Annotated in this window: 15 protein-coding genes; 12 read left to right on the top strand and 3 right to left on the bottom strand. The window is 73.9% G+C overall.

The features are described 5' to 3' along the window. Positions 1-33: 33 nt before the first annotated feature. Entirely contained in the window at positions 34-975 is a 942-nt protein-coding gene (locus ABZ806_RS22935; RefSeq protein ID WP_500219397.1) for a class I SAM-dependent methyltransferase, read from the bottom strand. Positions 976-1,135: 160 nt separating this feature from the next. Here ABZ806_RS22935 and mfd point away from each other — a divergent pair, with 160 nt between their 5' ends. The 7 genes from mfd to ABZ806_RS22900 all read left to right on the top strand — a co-directional run bounded on the left by mfd (position 1,136) and on the right by ABZ806_RS22900 (position 10,769). After that, a complete protein-coding gene (gene mfd / locus ABZ806_RS22930) occupies positions 1,136-4,732 on the top strand; it encodes a transcription-repair coupling factor (protein ID WP_500219396.1) in 3,597 nt (1,198 codons plus the stop codon). Between the two features lie 47 nt (positions 4,733-4,779). After that, positions 4,780-5,436, top strand: coding sequence for a hypothetical protein (locus tag ABZ806_RS22925; RefSeq protein ID WP_500219395.1), 657 nt, complete (start codon positions 4,780-4,782; stop codon positions 5,434-5,436). 6 nt (positions 5,437-5,442) lie between these two features. Continuing rightward, positions 5,443-6,420, top strand: a complete 978-nt coding sequence (mazG, locus tag ABZ806_RS22920) for a nucleoside triphosphate pyrophosphohydrolase (RefSeq protein ID WP_500219394.1) — start codon at positions 5,443-5,445, stop codon at positions 6,418-6,420. 79 nt (positions 6,421-6,499) lie between these two features. Continuing rightward, positions 6,500-8,965, top strand: a complete 2,466-nt coding sequence (locus tag ABZ806_RS22915; RefSeq protein ID WP_500219393.1) for a penicillin-binding protein — start codon at positions 6,500-6,502, stop codon at positions 8,963-8,965. A 150-nt stretch (positions 8,966-9,115) separates the two neighbouring features. Continuing rightward, positions 9,116-10,060 carry an NADP-dependent oxidoreductase gene (locus ABZ806_RS22910; protein WP_500219392.1) on the top strand — a complete coding sequence of 315 codons (945 nt, stop codon included), beginning with the start codon at positions 9,116-9,118 and terminating at the stop codon, positions 10,058-10,060. 68 nt (positions 10,061-10,128) lie between these two features. Further along, positions 10,129-10,341, top strand: a complete 213-nt coding sequence (locus ABZ806_RS22905; protein ID WP_500219391.1) for a hypothetical protein — start codon at positions 10,129-10,131, stop codon at positions 10,339-10,341. A 71-nt stretch (positions 10,342-10,412) separates the two neighbouring features. After that, the gene (locus ABZ806_RS22900; protein ID WP_500219390.1) at positions 10,413-10,769 is read left to right on the top strand and encodes a tetratricopeptide repeat protein; all 357 of its coding nucleotides are present in this window, start codon (positions 10,413-10,415) and stop codon (positions 10,767-10,769) included. A 60-nt stretch (positions 10,770-10,829) separates the two neighbouring features. Here the strand turns inward: ABZ806_RS22900 and ABZ806_RS22895 are convergent, their stop codons facing one another. Continuing rightward, the gene (locus ABZ806_RS22895) at positions 10,830-12,290 is read right to left on the bottom strand and encodes a sensor histidine kinase (RefSeq protein WP_500219389.1); all 1,461 of its coding nucleotides are present in this window, start codon (positions 12,288-12,290) and stop codon (positions 10,830-10,832) included. Positions 12,291-12,479: 189 nt separating this feature from the next. On the opposite strand from ABZ806_RS22895, the gene eno reads away from it, so the two are divergent. The 4 genes from eno (at position 12,480) to ABZ806_RS22875 (ending at position 15,846) form a co-directional block, all read left to right on the top strand. Then, a complete protein-coding gene (gene eno, locus ABZ806_RS22890) occupies positions 12,480-13,763 on the top strand; it encodes a phosphopyruvate hydratase (protein ID WP_500219388.1) in 1,284 nt (427 codons plus the stop codon). An 80-nt stretch (positions 13,764-13,843) separates the two neighbouring features. Then, positions 13,844-14,317, top strand: a complete 474-nt coding sequence (locus ABZ806_RS22885; RefSeq protein ID WP_500219387.1) for an FtsB family cell division protein — start codon at positions 13,844-13,846, stop codon at positions 14,315-14,317. Positions 14,318-14,335: 18 nt separating this feature from the next. Then, on the top strand, positions 14,336-14,902 hold the full coding sequence (locus ABZ806_RS22880; RefSeq protein WP_500219386.1) for a DUF501 domain-containing protein: 567 nt from the start codon (positions 14,336-14,338) through the stop codon (positions 14,900-14,902). Next, positions 14,899-15,846: a Ppx/GppA phosphatase family protein gene (locus tag ABZ806_RS22875; protein ID WP_500219385.1), complete on the top strand. Its 948-nt coding sequence runs from the start codon at positions 14,899-14,901 to the stop codon at positions 15,844-15,846. Before ABZ806_RS22880 ends, ABZ806_RS22875 begins: the two co-directional genes overlap by 4 nt. 18 nt (positions 15,847-15,864) lie before the next feature. Here ABZ806_RS22875 and ABZ806_RS22870 read toward each other — a convergent pair whose 3' ends face one another. After that, positions 15,865-16,641, bottom strand: a complete 777-nt coding sequence (locus tag ABZ806_RS22870) for a DUF2510 domain-containing protein (RefSeq protein WP_500219384.1) — start codon at positions 16,639-16,641, stop codon at positions 15,865-15,867. Positions 16,642-16,790: 149 nt separating this feature from the next. On the opposite strand from ABZ806_RS22870, the gene ABZ806_RS22865 reads away from it, so the two are divergent. Next, a complete protein-coding gene (locus ABZ806_RS22865; RefSeq protein ID WP_500219383.1) occupies positions 16,791-17,612 on the top strand; it encodes a uracil-DNA glycosylase in 822 nt (273 codons plus the stop codon). Positions 17,613-17,688: the final 76 nt, after the last annotated feature.

The following is a 17,688-nucleotide window of genomic DNA, read 5'->3' as shown; positions in this document are numbered from 1 at the left end:
CGTCGGCCCAGGGCCCGTGCACACCCGCCCCGGTCAGATGACCCTGGCGAAACGGTTCTCGGGCTTGCGGATGACCAGCGTGATCTCGCTGTGGTCGGCGGTCAGGCGCCCGCGGGTGGCCGCCGACACCACCCGGCACAGCAGGTCGGCGAGGCCGGTTCCGGCCCCGAGCGCGTCGATGGCCTGCCGGGACGTGTACTCCTCGGCCACCACCAGCCCGCGCATCACGCAGTACCAGCGCATGCCCGACTGGGACGCGACCCTGCTGTAGAGCGCGGGCGGCGGGCTCGTCCGGACCACCGGCACCGGCCGGGACGCGGGCTCCGGCCGGTGCTCGGGCGGCGCCGCCGAGGGCTCCAGCGAGGCGGGCGCGGCGGCCCCGGTGTGCACGGTGGGCACGGTGGCTCCGGCGGGCACGGTCCCGGTGGCGGCGACCCGCTCGCCCCCGGGGTACGGGACGCGCGCGTGGACGCCGCGCTGCCCGCGTCCCGGACGCGGCCCGGTCGCCGGGCGCGCCCGCCGGCCGCGCCCGGACGTGCGCAGCCACCGGGGCAGCGTGCGGTCCAGGAAGCCGAACGCGGTGTTGCGGTCGCGCAGGTGCACCAGCAGCAGCCCGCCGGGTTTCAGCGCGGCCACGAACCGGTCGAGCACCAGTTCGGCGTGCGGCACCCGCTCGATCAGGTACGCGGCGTGCACGATGTCGAAGGCGCGCGGCGGCAGCGGCACGGTGCGCAGGTCGCCGAGGTGCCAGGTGTCGAGGTCGGGCCGCTCGCAGGTGTAGGCGCGCAGCTCCGGCGACTCCAGGTCGACGCCCGTGACGTGGTGCTCGCGGCCGCCGAGGTCCAGTCCCGTGCCCCAGCCGCAGCCCGCCTCCAGGATGTGGATCCGCTGCAGGGGCTTCTCTAGGGCGTACTGACGGGCGCGTTCTGAGAAGAGATCGCCGTCGCTGACCGGCGGCGTACGCAGATCGGTCACAGTCTCGCAGCGTAATCGCCCGACTGCGTTCCGTCGGCTATTTGCGCATTCTTGAGCGCGGCGGTGTCGCGTACCCTGGTACGCGGTACCGGGGTCCCGTGGGATTCCGGGGCTTCGGGCTGCCCTGCCACGGGGTTTTTCGGCGATTGTGCGGGCGAAAATGACGCTTTCCGGACTTGTTGACCTTGCGTGCACCGACGCGGTGCTGGCGCGTGCTCTCCAGCGGGCGCGCGCGGACCAGGAGGTCGTGGCGCCGGCCGCGCTGTGGCCGGTGCTCGCCGCCGCGCTGAGCCGCGCCCTGCGCGCCGGCGGGGACGCCGGCGGCGCCGGCACGGTGCTCGCGGTGACCGCGACCGGCCGGGAGGCCGAGGATCTGACCGCCGCCCTGTCCAGCCTGCTGGACCCGGCCCGGGTGGCGCACTTCCCGGCGTGGGAGACGCTCCCGCACGAGAAGCTGTCGCCGCGCTCGGACACGGTCGGGCAGCGGCTCGCGGTGCTGCGCCGCCTCGCCCACCCGGACGCGGCCCAGCCCGGGGCGGACGGCAAGGGCGGCGCGCTGGACGTGGTCGTGACGCCGGTCCGGGCCGTCCTGCAGCCGATCGTGGCCGGGCTCGCCGACCTGGAGCCGGTGCGGCTCGCCTCCGGCGCGGACGCCGACATGGACGAGGCCGTCCGCAGCCTGGTCGACGCCGGGTACCACCGCGTCGACCTGGTGGAGAAGCGCGGCGAGATCGCGGTGCGCGGCGGGATCCTGGACGTGTTCCCGCCGACCGAGGAGCACCCGCTGCGGGTGGAGTTCTGGGGCGACACCGTCGAGGAGATCCGCTACTTCAAGGCGGCCGACCAGCGGTCGCTGGAGGTCGCGCCGGGCGGGCTGTGGGCGCCGCCGTGCCGCGAGCTGCCGCTGACCGAGCAGGTGCGCGAGCGCGCGAAGCTGCTCGCCGGGGAGCATCCGGCGCTGGCGGAGATCCTCACCCGGATCGCCGACGGCGACACCGTCGAGGGGATGGAGGCGTTCTCGCCCGTCCTCGCCGACCGGATGGAGCTGCTGACCGACCTGCTGCCGGACGGCTCGGCGCTGCTGGTGTGCGAGCCGGAGCGGATCCGCACCCGGTCGGTGGAGCTGGTCCGGACGAGCCAGGAGTTCCTGGAGGCGAGCTGGGTCAACGCCGCCGCCGGGGGAGCGGCGCCGATCGACCTCGGCGCCGCCGCGTTCCGCTCGCTGGAGGAGGTCCGCGAGCACAGCGACGAGCTGGGGCTGCCGCGCTGGAGCGTGACAGCGCTCAACCCGTTGACGGCGGGCGAAGCGGGCGCGGGGGGTACCGGGGAGGCGTCCCCGCTGGACGGCGAGGGCGGTGCCCTGAGCCTGGGCGTCCGGCAGGCGGAGGCGTACCGGGGCGACACCTCCCGCGTCGTCGGCGACCTGAAGGGGTGGATCGACGCCGGCTGGCGCGTGGTGATGGTGACCGCCGGGCACGGGCCCGCCGAGCGGCTCGTCCAGCTCGTCGGGGAGGAGGGCCTCGGCGCGCGCCGCGCCGACCTCGCCGAGCCGCCCGGCCCCGCGGTGGTGACGGTGGCGACCGGGCTGCTGGAGAACGGGTTCGTCTGGGAGTCGGTCAAGCTCGCGGTGCTGACCGAGACCGACCTGTCGGGGCAGAAGTCGTCCACCAAGGACGCCCGGCGGATGCCGTCGCGGCGGCGGGGCGGCATCGACCCGCTGCAGCTCAAGGCCGGCGACTACGTGGTGCACGAGCAGCACGGCGTCGGCCGGTACGTGGAGATGGTCAGCCGGACGGTGCAGGGCGCCACCCGCGAGTACCTGATCCTGGAGTACGCCAAGAGCGACCGGCTGTTCGTCCCGACCGACCAGTTGGAGGAGCTGACCCGCTACGTCGGCGGGGAGGCGCCCAGCCTGCACCGGCTCGGCGGCGCCGACTGGCAGAAGGCCAAGTCCCGCGCCCGCAAGGCGGTCAAGCAGATCGCCGGGGAGCTGATCCGGCTGTACTCGGCGCGGATGGCGAGCCCCGGGCACGCGTTCGCGCCCGACACCCCGTGGCAGCGGGAGCTGGAGGACGCGTTCCCCTACAACGAGACGCCCGACCAGCTCGCCGCCATCGACGAGGTGAAGGTCGACATGGAGAAGGCCGTCCCGATGGACCGGCTGATCTGCGGGGACGTTGGCTACGGCAAGACCGAGATCGCGGTGCGCGCCGCGTTCAAGGCCGTCCAGGACGGCCGGCAGGTCGCGGTGCTGGTGCCGACGACGCTGCTCGTCCAGCAGCACCTGTCGACGTTCGCCGAGCGGTTCGCCGCGTTCCCGGTCGTGGTGAAGCCGATCAGCCGGTTCCAGACCGACGCGGAGATCAACGAGACGCTGCGCGGCCTGTCCGAGGGCACCGTGGACGTCATCGTCGGCACGCACCGCATCCTGTCGTCGCAGACCCGGTTCAAGAACCTCGGCCTCGTGATCATCGACGAGGAGCAGCGGTTCGGCGTCGAGCACAAGGAGGAGCTGAAGCGCCTGCGCACGCAGGTGGACGTCCTCGCCATGTCCGCGACGCCGATCCCGCGCACGCTGGAGATGGGGCTGACCGGCATCCGGGAGATGTCGACGATCCTCACCCCGCCGGAGGAGCGGCACCCCGTGCTGACGTTCGTCGGGCCGTACGAGGAGAAGCAGATCGCCGCGGCGATCCGCCGCGAGCTGCTGCGCGAGGGCCAGGTGTTCTTCGTGCACAACCGGGTCCGCTCGATCAACAAGGTCGCGGCGAACCTGGCGCACCTCGTCCCGGAGGCGCGGATCGGCATCGCGCACGGCCAGATGAACGAGAACGAGCTCGAGAAGGTCATGGTCGACTTCTGGGAGAAGAACTACGACGTCCTCGTCGCGACCACGATCGTCGAGTCCGGGCTGGACGTGCCGAACGCCAACACCCTCATCGTCGACCGCGCCGACATGTACGGGCTGTCGCAGCTCCACCAGCTGCGCGGCCGCGTCGGCCGCGGCCGGGAGCGCGCCTACGCCTACTTCCTGTACCAGCCGGAGCAGCCGCTGACCGAGACCGCGCACGAGCGGCTCGCGACCCTCGCCCAGCACACCGAGGTGGGCGCCGGCATGTACGTCGCGATGAAGGACCTGGAGATCCGCGGCGCGGGCAACATCCTCGGCGCCGAGCAGTCCGGGCACGTCGCGGGCGTCGGGTTCGACCTGTACGTCCGGATGGTCGGCGAGGCCGTCCGGGACCTGAAGGACGGCGGCGCCGGCGCGGCCGAGGCCGTCGAGACGAAGGTCGAGCTGCCCGTCGACGCGCACCTGCCGCACGAGTACGTGCCGGGCGAGCGGCTCCGGCTGGACGCCTACCGCCGCATCGCCGCGATCACGTCCGACGACGAGATCGGCGCCGTGCACGACGAGCTGAAGGACCGGTTCGGCCCGCTGCCCGTCCCGGTGCTGAACCTGCTGGAGGTGGCGCGGTTCCGGGCGAAGGCGCGCCTCGCGGGGCTCACCGACGTCACCCTCCAGGGCAACTTCGTGAAGTTCACGCCGGTGCGGCTGCCCGACTCCAAGCAGGTCAGGCTGCAGCGGCTGTACCCGAAGAGCATCCTGAAGCCGGCGACCGACACCCTGCTCGTGCCGGCGCCCAAGACCGCGGCGATCGGCGGCCGGCCGCTGCGCGACCAGGAGCTGCTGAGGTGGGCGACCGACCTGGTCGAGGCCCTGTTCCTGGAATCCGCGACCGCCGCCGCCAAGCGGTAGCCTGGGCCCGCCCCCGACCCGAAGACCCATGACGAGACGAGGATTCCGTGCCTGGTAAGTCCGTGAAGGCGGCGGTGGCGGTCGTGCTGGCGGCCGGCGCGCTGGCCGGCTGCGGCGGCTCCCCGAAGGTCGGCACCGCCGCCCTCGTCGGCGACGACCGCATCACCGTCACCGAGCTCAGCCAGACCGTCCGCGACTGGCGCACCCAGTTCCGCGCGGACCCGGCCGCCAACGAGCTGCGCGCGAACCCCGCCAACCCGGCGCCGCGGCTCGCCGGCGACTCCGAGTCGGACCTGCAGGGCGCGCTCACCCTCCTGATCAACTTCCAGGTCGCCGGCAAGGTCGCCGACCGGGCGGGCGTCCGGGTCACCGGCGGCGAGGTCGACACCGCGGTGCAGGCGCTGGACCGGCAGGGCGGCGCCGAGTCGATCACGCTGGCCAGCGGGCTGCCCCGCGACCACGCCCGCGACCTCGCGCGCCTCGTCGCGACGCAGGCCGCGGTGATGCGGCGGTTCGGCGCCGATCTGAACAACCGGCTGAGCCCGGCGACGCAGCAGGCGGGCCGGCAGTGGAACGAGCTGTTCAAGCGCACCGCCGACGGCCTGCACATCGAGGTCAACCCCCGCTACGGGACCTACAACCCGGACAAGTTCGAGATCGGGCCGATCACCTACCGGCTGTCCAGCCCCGATTCGGGTATCTGAGGCGCCATGGGCCTGACACTGCTGGCGACCACGCACCGGGTCGCGCCCGGCCTGCTGACCTGGCGGGCCTGGGACGCGCTGCGGACGGCGGCCGCCGTCCGGCTGCGCGCCGGCCATCCGCTGCTGCCCTCGCTCCGCGACGCCGGGATCGCCGCGGAGACGGTCGACGAGCCCGACGCCGCCCGCCTGGTCGCGGACGCGCGGCGGGCCGGCCCGGACGGGACCGTCGTGTGGGTCGCCGCGCCCGAGGGCGACGAGGGCCTGATGCGCGAGGTCGGGACGCTCGTCGTCACCGACCCGCTGGACGTCGAGGTGCTGCACGGCTCCTACGACCTGCCCGGCGCGCGGCTGCTCGACCTCGTGTCGGTGATGGACACGCTGCGCCGCGAATGCCCGTGGGACCGCAAGCAGACGCACACCACGCTCGTCCCGTACCTGCTGGAGGAGGCGTACGAGGTCCTCGACACGATCGAGTCCGGCGACCTCGGCGGGCTCCGCGAGGAGCTGGGCGACGTGCTGATGCAGGTGGCGTTCCACTCGGTGGTGGCCGCCGAGCGCGACGACGAGACGGCGTTCACGATCGACGACGTCGCCGGCGCGATCGTGGAGAAGCTCGTCCGCCGCCATCCGCACGTGTTCGGGGACGTGACCGTCTCCGGCGCCGACGAGGTCAAGGCCAACTGGGAGCAGATCAAGGCGGCCGAGCGGGCGGCCAAGAGCGGCGCCGAGGCGTCCGCGCTCGACGGCGTCCCGCTGGGGCAGCCGGCGCTGTCGCTGGCCGCGCAGCTCCAGCGGCGCGCGGCGCGGATGCAGGCCCCGGCCGGCCTCGCGGACGACCTGCCCGCCGAGGGGAACGACGTGGGTACGCGGCTTTTCGCGCTCGTCCGGGAGGCGACGGAGCGGGGAGCCGACCCGGAGGCCGAGTTGCGCGCCGTTTCCCGGGTATTCCGCGATCGTGTCCGAGCGTGGGAACGAGGGCGGTAGCGCGCCTGATTCGCGGGGATTCCTCCGGAACATCGTTGACGGGGTGGTCCGGCCGCGACGACCCGTTTACCCTAGGCGCGTGCCTGCCGGGGCGGAGGGTGACGCGGGGCATCGCGCCCGAGGGGGCGGTGCCTCTGGTTCGCCGCGCCGCCGCCGGGTCCTCACCTCGTCCACGACCAGCGCCGAGAAGGCCCGCGCGCTGCGCGGGCTCGGCGCGCTCGGCGGCCTCGCCGGGCTCCTCGTCGCGCTGATGCTGCTGCCGACCGCCTGCACGGCCGGGGTCGGCGCCCGCGACACCGCCCGCTGGTTCGACAGCGAGCCGGTGGACCTGACGACGACCGGTGTCCCGCAGCGCTCCACGATCCTCGCCGCGGACGGCTCGACGATCGCGACGTTCTTCTACCAGAACCGGGTGGACGTCCCGCTCGACAAGATCGCGCCGGTGATGCGCCAGGCCGTCGTGGCGATCGAGGACAGCCGGTTCTACGAGCACGGCGCCATCGACCCGCAGGGCACGCTGCGGGCGCTCGCCAGCAACCTCAGCAGCGGGGAGGTGACGCAGGGCGGCTCCGGCATCACCCAGCAGTACGTGAAGAACCTGCTGCTCACCCAGGCCGACAACAACGAGGAGCGGGAGGCGGCCACCGCGATCACCGCCGCCCGCAAGATCCGCGAGCTGCGGTACGCGGTCGCGGTGGAGGAGAAGTTCGGCAAGGACGAGATCCTGCGCCGCTACCTCAACATCGCCTACTACGGCGACGGGGCCTACGGCGTCGAGGCCGCGTCCCGGCACTACTTCTCCAAGCACGCGTCCGAGCTGGACCTGCCGGAGGCCGCGCTGCTCGCCGGCGTCATCCGCTACCCCTACGCCTACGACCCGATCCGGCACCCCGGCGAGGCCCGGCAGCGCCGCGACACCGTCCTGGACCGGATGCTCCGGCTCGGCTGGCTCGACCCGGCGAAGGCGGCGGCGGCCAAGAGCAGGCCCATCCGGCTGGACATCGACAACGTCCGGAGCGGCTGCGTGTCCAGCAGGGCGCCGTTCTTCTGCGACTACGTGCAGCGCGAGATCCTCACCAACCAGGTGTTCGGCAAGACCGCCAAGGACCGCGAGAAGCTGCTGAAACGCGGCGGCCTCACGATCCGCACCACCATGGACCGGCAGGCGCAGAAGGCCGCGCAGCGCGCCGTCGACAAGCACGTCCCGCCGAAGAACTCGGCGCACAAGGCCGCCGCCGAGGCGATGGTCGAGCCCGGCACCGGCGAGATCAAGGCGATGGTCGTCGACCGCGCGCTCGGGCCGGACAAGAAGCGCGGCAAGACCTGGATCAACTTCGCCGCGGACGCCAGTCACGGTTCCAGCATCGGCATGCAGGCCGGGTCGACGTTCAAGGCGTTCACGCTGGCCGCCGCGCTGGACGAGGGCATGCCGTTCGGCACCCGGCTGATGGCGCCGCGCGAGTTCACCCCCGTCGGCTTCCGCAACTGCGACGGCCAGAAGGTCGGCGACCCCAGCGCGTCCCTGCGCAACGCCGCCGACGGCGAGGGCGGCAAGCAGTTCAGCCTCGTCACCGGCACGCACCACTCCGTCAACACCTTCTTCCTCGAACTGGAGAAGAAGGTCGGCCTCTGCGACACCGTCAAGATGGCCGAACGCCTCGGGATGAAGCAGGCGAACGGCAAGCCGCTGGAGGAGTACCCGTCCTTCACGCTCGGCTTCAACCCGGTGTCCCCGCTGCGGCTCGCCGCCGCCTACGCCGCGTTCGCGGCGCGCGGCGAGTACTGCGCGCCGGTCGCGATCACCTCCATCAAGGACGCGGCCGGGCACAAGCTGAAGGTGCCGGGACGCGACTGCGAGCAGGCGATCGACGAGGGCGTCGCGGACGCCGTCAACTACGTGCTGCAGGGCGTCCTCACCAAGGGCACGGCGCGCGGCATGGGCCTCGGCCGTCCCGCCGCCGGCAAGACCGGCACCGTCGACAACTTCTCCGCCGCCTGGTTCGCCGGGTACACCCCGGACCTCGCGGCGGCCGTCTGGGTCGGCGACCCGCGCGGCGGCTACAAGCACCCGATGGAGAACCTCTGCATGGACGGCACCTGCTACGGGGCCGTGTTCGGCGCGACGATCCCCGCGCCGATCTGGCAGCAGAGCATGAGCGGGGCGCTGCGCGGCACGGACGCGTCGTCGTTCCGCCGCCCGCCGTCGCTCTACTTCAGCAAGGGCTCCGGCGAGGACCGGGTGAAGGTCCCCGACGTGCGCGGCATGGAACTCGGCGAGGCGGTCGCCAAGCTCCGCGACGCCGGCTTCACGACCAACGTCAGCACGCCGGTCGAGTCCCGCCGGTACGAGAAGGGGACGGTCGCCGAGATGTCCCCCGGCCCCGGCTCGGCCGAGCCCGGGTCGACGATCACGCTGCGGGTCAGCAAGGGCTCGAAGAAGCGCGACGACGGCGGCGGCCCGGGGCCGGGCGGGCCGCCCGTCCCGCCGCCGCCGGTGACGATCCCGCCGCTGCCCGGCGACCCCGCACAGCAGGCGCCCGCCTGACGACCGCGGCCGCCGTGGCCCGTCCCGGCGGCCGATGTGACCCGTCCTACCTGCGGATCCGTGTGATCGCCGGAATGATCGGGTAGGGGACCCGTAGCTGATCATGGGGGGCGCTCGACGCCCCGGGGGATCGATCGGGGGACGATCGTCATGCGAGCCATCGCCGTGTCCGAATACGGCGCCACACCGGCGCCGACGCACCTGCCGCGCCCGGAACCGGGCCCGGGGGAGATCCTCGTCAAGATGATCGCGGCCGGGCTCAACCCGATGGACTGGAAGATCGCCGACGGGCTGCTCAAGGACTCCGTCGACGCGACGTTCCCGCTGATCCTCGGCCAGGACGGCGCGGGCGTGGTGGAGGCGGTCGGCGACGGCGTCACCCGGCTGCGGCACGGCGAGCAGGTCTACGGGACGTTCGGCGCGCCCGAGCAGGGGCGCGGCAGCTACGCCGAGTACGCGATCGCCCGCGACGACGGGCCGGTCGCGAAGATGCCGGAGGGCATGATCTACACGCAGGCGGCGGCGGTGCCGACCGCGAGCATGAGCGCGCTGGCGATGGTGGAGCAGGCCCGCGTCGACACCGGGCACACCGTCCTCGTCGTCGGCGCGACCGGCGGCACCGGGCAGGGCGCGGTGCAGCTCGCGGCCCTGGCGGGCGCCAAGGTCATCGCGACCGCCCGCGACGACATGGCCGGTACGATGCGGCGCCTCGGCGCGGACGAGACCGTCGACCACTCCAAGGGCGACCTCAACGGGCAGGTGCTCGCCGTCCACTCCGACGGGATCGACGCCGTCCTCGACATGGCGAGCGACACCGGCGCCGTCGAGCACCTCGCGCAGCTGCTGCGCCCCGGCGGGACCTACGTGAGCACGCTCTGGTCGGTGAACCCGGACGCCATGGCGGCCCGGGAACTGCGCGGGATCAACCTCGAGGCCGAGCCCTCGGCCGCGCTGCTGGACCGGCTGTCCGGCCTCATCGACGCGGGCGAGCTCCGCGTCCGGGTGGAGCGCGAGGTGCCGTTCGCCGAGGCCGCCGGCGCGCTGGCCGACAACCGGGCCGGCGGCGCCCGGGGCAAGACGGTGATCCGCATCTGACCCGGGGCGCGAGGAGTGTCCGGGCCGACCCTGGGCATGCAGAGTCCGTACCCGACGGGGAGGATGAGATGACCCAGCCCGAGGACGAGCGCAGCGCCCGGCTCAGCGAGATCGAGGAGTCCCTCGACCGGCTCCGCGCGGACCTTCCCGCGCCGTCCGGCGACGCCGGCGACTTCGTCGACTCGGCGCAGTACCTCGCCCAGCGGGAGGAGCTGCAGGGCCAGATCGAGCTCCTGGAAGCCGAACGCGAACGCCTCCGCGACTCCCTCGGCCTCGGCTGAACCGGCCCGGGACCGCGCGGGAACAAAGCCGGCCCGCTATCGGTTGCGTCAAGCAACTGAAGGGAGCCGGGATGACCACCTACGAGGAGTTCGAGCGCGCGACGCTGTTCTTCGACGCCAAGGACTACGCGGGCGCGGCGCGCCTGCTGGCCCCCATCGCCGAGGACGACCCCGGCAACCGCGCCGTCGCCGAGCTGCTGGGCCGCGCCTACTTCCACAGCGCGCAGCTCGGCCGCGCCGAGGCGGCGTTCCGCCGGCTCGTCGAGCTGGACCCCTGCAGCGGCTGGGCGCACGAGGCGCTGGCGCGCACCCTGGAGCGGCGCGGCCGCGCGGACGAGGCGGTCGCCTTCCGCAGGCTCGCCGGCGCGATGGGCGTCGACCCGGCACCGGGCACCGAAGTCTCGGTAACCGCCGCCGACCTGCACTGACGAACCGAGAACGGTCGGGTCGGGAACGGGCCGGACGGGGAACGGGCGGGCCGGGGCGGGTCAGGTGCGGGGGAGGCGCAGGACGAAGCGGGCACCGGTCCGGCCGTCCGCGCGGTCGGTGAGGACCAGTGTCCCGCCGTGCGCCTGCGCGATGTCCCGGGAGATCGCGAGGCCGAGGCCGGTGCCGCCCGCGTCGCGGTGCCGGCCCTCGGCGAGCCGGGTGAACCGCTCGAACACCCGCTCCCGGTCCGCCGGCGCGACCCCCGGGCCGTCGTCGATCACCTCGACGACGGCCGTGCCGGGCGGCTCCGCGCGCAGGATCATCGTCACCTCGGCCGCCGCGTGCCGGTCGGCGTTGTCGAGCAGGTTCGTCAGCAGCCGCGCCAGCTCGGTGCGGCCCCCGCGCACCGTCACCGACCCCTCCGCGAGGACGGTCACCTGGGTGCGGCGCGGGCGGCGCAGCACCTCGGCGTCCGCCAGCTCGGTCAGGTCCACCGCCTCGCGCTCGAAGCCGCGGTCGGCCTCCAGCCGGGCCAGCGCCAGCAGGTCGTCCACCACCGCGGACAGCCGGTCGACGTTGATCAGGACGGCCTGCAGCGTCTCCGCCACGTCGCTGTCCTCCGGCGCCGCGACCGCGAGCTCCACCTCCATCCGCAGCGCGGTGAGCGGGCTGCGCAGCTCGTGGGACACGTCGGAGACGAACGCCCGCTGCCGCGCCACCGCCTGCTCCAGCCGGTCGAGGGTCGCGTTGACGCTCGCGGCGAGCAGGCCCACCTCGTCCATGCGGCCGGGCACCGGGACGCGGCGCTCCAGGTCCGTCGCGGTGATCTCGTCCAGCTCCCGGCGGATCTCGTCGACCGGCCGCATCGTCCGGCTCGCCGAATGCCACGTCCCGTAGCCGACCAGGCCGGTGATGAGCGGGATGGTCAGCGCGAGCAGCGCCGCCGTCGCCGGACGCGGCATCAATCCCGGTTTCGGGCCCAGCGCGATGATGAAGAGCGCGTTCGGCCCGAGACCCACCTGGTACTCGACCGCCGTAAAGCAGCCGCCTTCCGACGGGTCGACGTCGCAGACGGTGCCGGTGCGGCGTGTCTCGTCCTGGGGCGGCGGAGGGAAGTCCACCGCGGGGCGCCCCTGCAGCAAGGGCGTGGCCGCGACCACCCGCCTCCGGCGGTCGATGACCTGGATCCGGTCGCTCGGTGCCGCCGCCAGCGGGTTGTTCAACCGCCCGGCCTGGATGACGAACGCGACCCTGTTCGCCTGGCGGCCCAGCGTCTGCCTGGTCGCGTCGAGCTCGTCCTGCCTGATCAGGACGAGCAGGGCCGCCCACAGCCCGGCCGACAACAGCAGGGCCAGCAGGACCGACGCCAGCGTGACCCGGGTCCTGATCTGCGGGTGACGCGGGACGGCCCGCCAGATCCAGCGGCTCAGTCCCGTGGACGGCCGGCGGAAGCGGACGCGTATGGCGACCTCCCGGGGTCTTCCTGTCAGTACGCGGGAATTCTTGCCTGAACGCGGCAAACGCCACCGTGGCGGACGGGTAAAACCCGGTCATGGCGTGGCCACGCCCCCGGCGCCGCCGCCCGGTTCGTCCGCGATCGGGCGCCCCGGCCCGGACCTCGGTCCCGGCGAGCCAGTTGGTCCCCGCGGGGCCCGCGCGGATAGGCTCGGTGACCGCACCAGACATTCCGCATCCCCAGGGGGTTCCCCGTGTCGTCGATCGAGGCCGTACTCGCCCGGGAGATCCTTGACTCCCGCGGCAATCCGACCGTCGAGGTCGAGGTCCTGCTCGCCGATGGGACCGAGGCGCACGCCGCCGTGCCGAGCGGCGCGTCCACCGGGCAGTTCGAGGCCGTGGAGCTGCGCGACGGCGGGGAGCGCTACGGCGGCAAGGGCGTCCGCAACGCGGTGAAGGCCGTCAACGAGACCATCGACGAGAAGCTCGTCGGCTACCCGGCGTCCGACCAGCGGCTGATCGACCAGCTGCTGATCGACCTGGACGGCACCCCGGCCAAGTCGGCGCTCGGGGCGAACGCGATCCTCGGCGTCAGCCTCGCGGTCGCCAAGGCCGCCGCCGACTCCGCCGGGCTGCCGCTGTTCCGCTACGTGGGCGGCCCGAACGCGCACCTGCTGCCCGTCCCGATGATGAACATCCTGAACGGCGGCGCGCACGCCGACAGCAACGTCGACATCCAGGAGTTCATGATCGCGCCGATCGGCGCGGCCACCTTCGCCGAGGCGCTGCGCTGGGGCGCCGAGACCTACCACGCGCTGAAGTCGGTGCTGAAGTCCAAGGGCCTGAACACCGGCCTCGGCGACGAGGGCGGCTTCGCCCCCGACCTGCCGAGCAACCGGGACGCGCTCGACCTCATCGTCGAGGCGATCGGCAAGGCCGGCTTCACCCCCGGCCGCGACATCGCGCTCGCCCTGGACGTCGCCGCCACCGAGTTCCACGCCGACGGCCGGTACGCGTTCGAGGGCACCAAGCGGTCCGCCGACGACATGGCCGCCTACTACGGCGAGCTGCTCGGCAACTACCCGCTCGTCTCCATCGAGGACCCCCTCGACGAGGAGGACTGGGCCGGCTGGGAGGGCCTCACCGCCGCCGTCGGCGACCGCGTCCAGATCGTCGGCGACGACCTGTTCGTCACCAACCCCGAGCGGCTCGCCCGGGGCGTGGAGTCCCGCGCCGCGAACGCGCTGCTGGTCAAGGTGAACCAGATCGGCACGCTCAGCGAGACCCTCGACGCCGTCTCGCTCGCGCAGACCAGCGGCTTCAAGTGCATGATGAGCCACCGGTCCGGCGAGACCGAGGACACCACGATCGCCGACCTGGCCGTCGCGACCAACTGCGGCCAGATCAAGACCGGCGCCCCGGCCCGCAGCGACCGCGTCGCCAAGTACAACCAGCTGCTGCGCATCGAGGAGCTGCTGGACGACGCCGCGCGCTACGCCGGCGCCGCCGCGTTCCCGCGCTTCGACGCGCGGGGTTGAGCAGGAGCCCGCGACCCGGCGGGCGGGGCCGCGTCCCGCCCGCCGGGCCCCGGGCGGCCGAGCCGGAGGCAGGGGGCACGATGGCGAAGCGCGACGATCGCGCGACCGACGCGGGCGACCACGGCCCGGACGATCCGATGGACGACCCCGCGGACGGCCCCGCGGACGGCGGGCGCCGCGGGAATCCGGCGCTGACCAGCCGCGCCGCGATCCTCGCGGTCGTGGTGTGCGCGATCGCGCTGAGCCTCGCCTACCCCGTGCGCGAGTACATCGCCCAGCGCAAGGAGATCGCCGACCTGCGGCACAAGGAGGCGGTGGCGCGCGGGCAGGTCGGGGAACTCCTCCAGCGCAAGCAACAACTGGGTGATAAGTCGTACATTGAGCGCGAGGCCACACGAAGGCTTCATTACTGCCGTCCTGACGTAAAGTGCTACATCGTGCTGGACGGCAGCGGCGGCGAGGGCCGGCAGGCGCAGCAGGGCGGGCCGACGAGCAGGCCGCCCTGGTACGAGACGCTGTGGCGATCGGTGGAGGCCGCCGACCGGACGCGCTGAATCGCCGGGTGGGGACAGATGATCGAAGCAGGTGACACGGCCGCCGTCGCGGCCCAGCTGGGGCGGGAGCCGCGCGGGGTCCGCGCGGTGGCGAGCCGCTGCCCGTGCGGGCTGCCCGCGGTGATCGAGACGGCGCCGCGGCTGCCGGACGGGACGCCGTTCCCCACGCTGTTCTACCTGACGTGCCCGAAGGCCGCGTCGGCCATCGGCACGCTGGAGGGCGGCGGCATCATGCGGGACATGCAGGCCAGGCTGGCCGCCGACCCGTCGCTCCAGGCGAAGTACACCGCCGCCCACGAGGACTACCTGCGACGCAGGGCCGAGGCCGCCCGCGAGGACGGCATCGAGCCGCTGCCCGCCGGTATGCAGAGCGCGGGCGGCATGCCCGAGCGCGTCAAGTGCCTGCACGCCCTCGTCGCGCACGAGCTGGCGGTGCCCGGCGTGAACCCGTTCGGCCGCGAGGCGCTGGATGCGCTGCCGGAATGGTGGCGCTCCGGGCCGTGCGTCCAGACCGGCTGCGTGCAGGGCGAGGACGTGCGGGGCGCCGACACCGGCGTCGACGCCGAACCAGGGGAGGACGAGTGACAAGGGTCGCGGCCATCGACTGCGGGACGAACTCCGTCCGCCTGCTGATCGCCGACATCGAGCCCGGCGAGGACGGCGGCCGGCTCACCGACGTCGAGCGCCGGATGGAGATCGTCCGGCTGGGCGAGGGCGTCGACGAGACCGGGCGGCTCTCGCCCGCCGCGCTGGAGCGCACGTTCACCGCGATGCACGGCTACGCCGAGCTGATCGAGCGGCACGGCAGCCGCGCCGGGCACGGCCCGATCAAGACCCGGGTGGTGGCGACCAGCGCGACCCGCGACGCCGCGAACCGGAGCGACTTCGTCCGCGGGGTCGTCGAGATCTTCGGCGTCGTCCCCGAGGTGATCAGCGGGGACGAGGAGGCCGAGCTGTCCTTCCTGGGCGCCACCCGCGAGCTGGCCGAGCTGCGCCCCGCCCGCCCCTACCTGGTGGTCGACATCGGCGGCGGCTCCACCGAGTTCGTGCTCGGCAGCTCCACGGCCGGCGCGTCCCGCTCGATCGACATCGGCTGCGTGCGGATGACCGAGCGGCACCTGAAGGACGACCCGCCCTCGCCGGAGCAGATCTCCAACGCCGCCGGCGACATCGACGCCGCGCTCGCCACCGTCCGGGAGCGGGTCCCGGTGGACGAGGCGCGCACGCTCGTCGGCCTGGCGGGCTCGGTCACCACGGTCGCCGGGATCGCCCTCGACCTGCCGGAGTACGACGCGTCCCGCATCCACCTGTCCCGCATCACCGCCACCCAGGTGCACGAGGTGACGCGGCGGCTGCTGCACGCGACCCGCGCCGAGCGCGCCGAGTTCGGCGTCATGCACCCGGGCCGCGTCGACGTGATCGGCGCGGGCGCGCTGATCCTGGACCGGATCATGCGGGAGTACGGGTTCGGCGCCGTCGTCGTCAGCGAGCACGACATCCTGGACGGCATCGCCTGGTCGCTGCTGTGACCGCGCCGGCCCGCGCGCTCAGCGCTTGAGCAGGGCCAGCAGCGCCGGGATCAGCACCGCGTTCGGGTTCTGCTGCGGGACGTAGAGGACCGGCGAGCCGCCGGCGGCCTGCTGGATCCAGACCCGGCCCCGATCGACGGTCGCACCGGAGATCGACGACCAGCTCAGCGACACCCGGTTGCCGCGCACGCCGCCCGGATGGACGGTCAGGCCCTGCGCCACGTCGACCGACTCCCCGGCCCGGACGTGCTGCGCCAGCTCCGCGACCAGCCGCTGCTCGGCATGCTCCTGGCAGAGCTGGATCAGCCGCCCCCAGATCTGCCCGGGCTCGGCGTCCAGGCCCGGCACGGCGGCCGGCTCGATCACCACCTCGACGCGAGGGCCGCCGCGGAACGGGAACCGGCCCGCCTGGAAGATCCACTGCCGTGCGCCGGAGCGCTGGCCGGAACCGGCCGGGCGCTCGGCCGCCCAGTACGCCACCCACTCCACCCGCGGCCAGGTGAGCGAGGCGTCCCCGTAGGCGACGAGCTGGTCGTCGGCGTACAGGTTCAGCCCGTGCACGGTCACGTCCAGGGCCCGCACGGACGGGGCGCTCTCCCAGGTCGGCCGCTGCGCGTGCGGCGCGGCGTAGGGCGACGCCGCCTCCTCGCGGGCCGGCTCGCGGGCCGGTCGCGGCGGGGGCAGGCGCGGCGGCCGGTCCGGCTCGGGGTTCAGGCGCTCGGTCCAGGTCCGGCCGTCCCACCAGCGCAGGCTCCCGGTGCCGTACGGATCGGGGTACCAGCCCGGTTGCGACACTCCTGCCTCCCGCTTGGCCCATGGCGGCGCCGGACACCCGCCTCCCCGACCGGCGAACGCATCGTACCGACCGGGCACGGTCCGCACCCGCCATGGGCGGAACCCGGCCACCGCGTCGCGACGCGGCCCGGCGTGGGACGATCGGTGGTATGCCGACCGCCAACGCTCCCTTCGTGCCGCCCGGATCCGGGTGGCCGGAGGACCCCGCGACACCGGACACCCCCGTCGCCCACGGCACCGGCGAGGTCGTCGAGCTGGCCGCGAAGGCCCCCGGTCTGGACGAGCTGTCCGCCCGCCAGTCGGTGTGCCGCGCCTGCGACCGGCTCGTGGCGTGGCGGGAGAAGGTCGCCGTGCAGCGGCGCCGCGCGTTCGCGGACGAGGAGTACTGGGGGCGCCCGATCGCCGGATGGGGCGACCCGGAGCCGCGCATCCTGATCGTCGGGCTGGCCCCGGCGGCGCACGGCGGCAACCGCACCGGGCGCATCTTCACCGGCGACCGGTCCGGCGACTGGCTGTTCGCGTCCCTGTACCGGGTGGGTCTCGCCGCGCAGCCGACCAGCGTCCACGCGGGCGACGGGCAGCGGCTCATCGGCGCGCGGATGGCGGCGACCGTCCGCTGCGCGCCGCCCGACAACAAGCCGACGCCGCTGGAGCGCACCACCTGCCTGCCGTGGCTGGCCCGCGAGGTCGAGCTGGTCGCGCCGAGCGTCCGCTGCGTGCTGTGCCTCGGCGGGTTCGCCTGGCAGGGCGTGTGGCCCGCGCTCAAGCAGGCGGGATACGGGGTGCCGCGCCCCCGGCCGAAGTTCGGCCACGGCGCGGAGGCGGAACTGGTGCCGCCGCCCTCGGTGACCCGGCGCGACCCCGTCCTGCTGCTGGGCTGCTACCACCCGAGCCAGCAGAACACCTTCACCGGCCGTGTCACCGAGGAAATGCTGGACGCAGTCCTAACCCGCGCCCGCGACTACGCCTAACGCGCCCCACAAACACCACCCGCCCCCCCAACGTTGACCTGCGGCGTGTTGTTGTTATGAGAGCGCTCATAACAAC

Source organism: Spirillospora sp. NPDC047418 (assembly GCF_040643275.1).
GTDB lineage: Bacteria > Actinomycetota > Actinomycetes > Streptosporangiales > Streptosporangiaceae > Spirillospora.
Note: the sequence above shows the minus strand (reverse complement) of the source record. Positions and strands in the feature narration are given on the sequence as shown.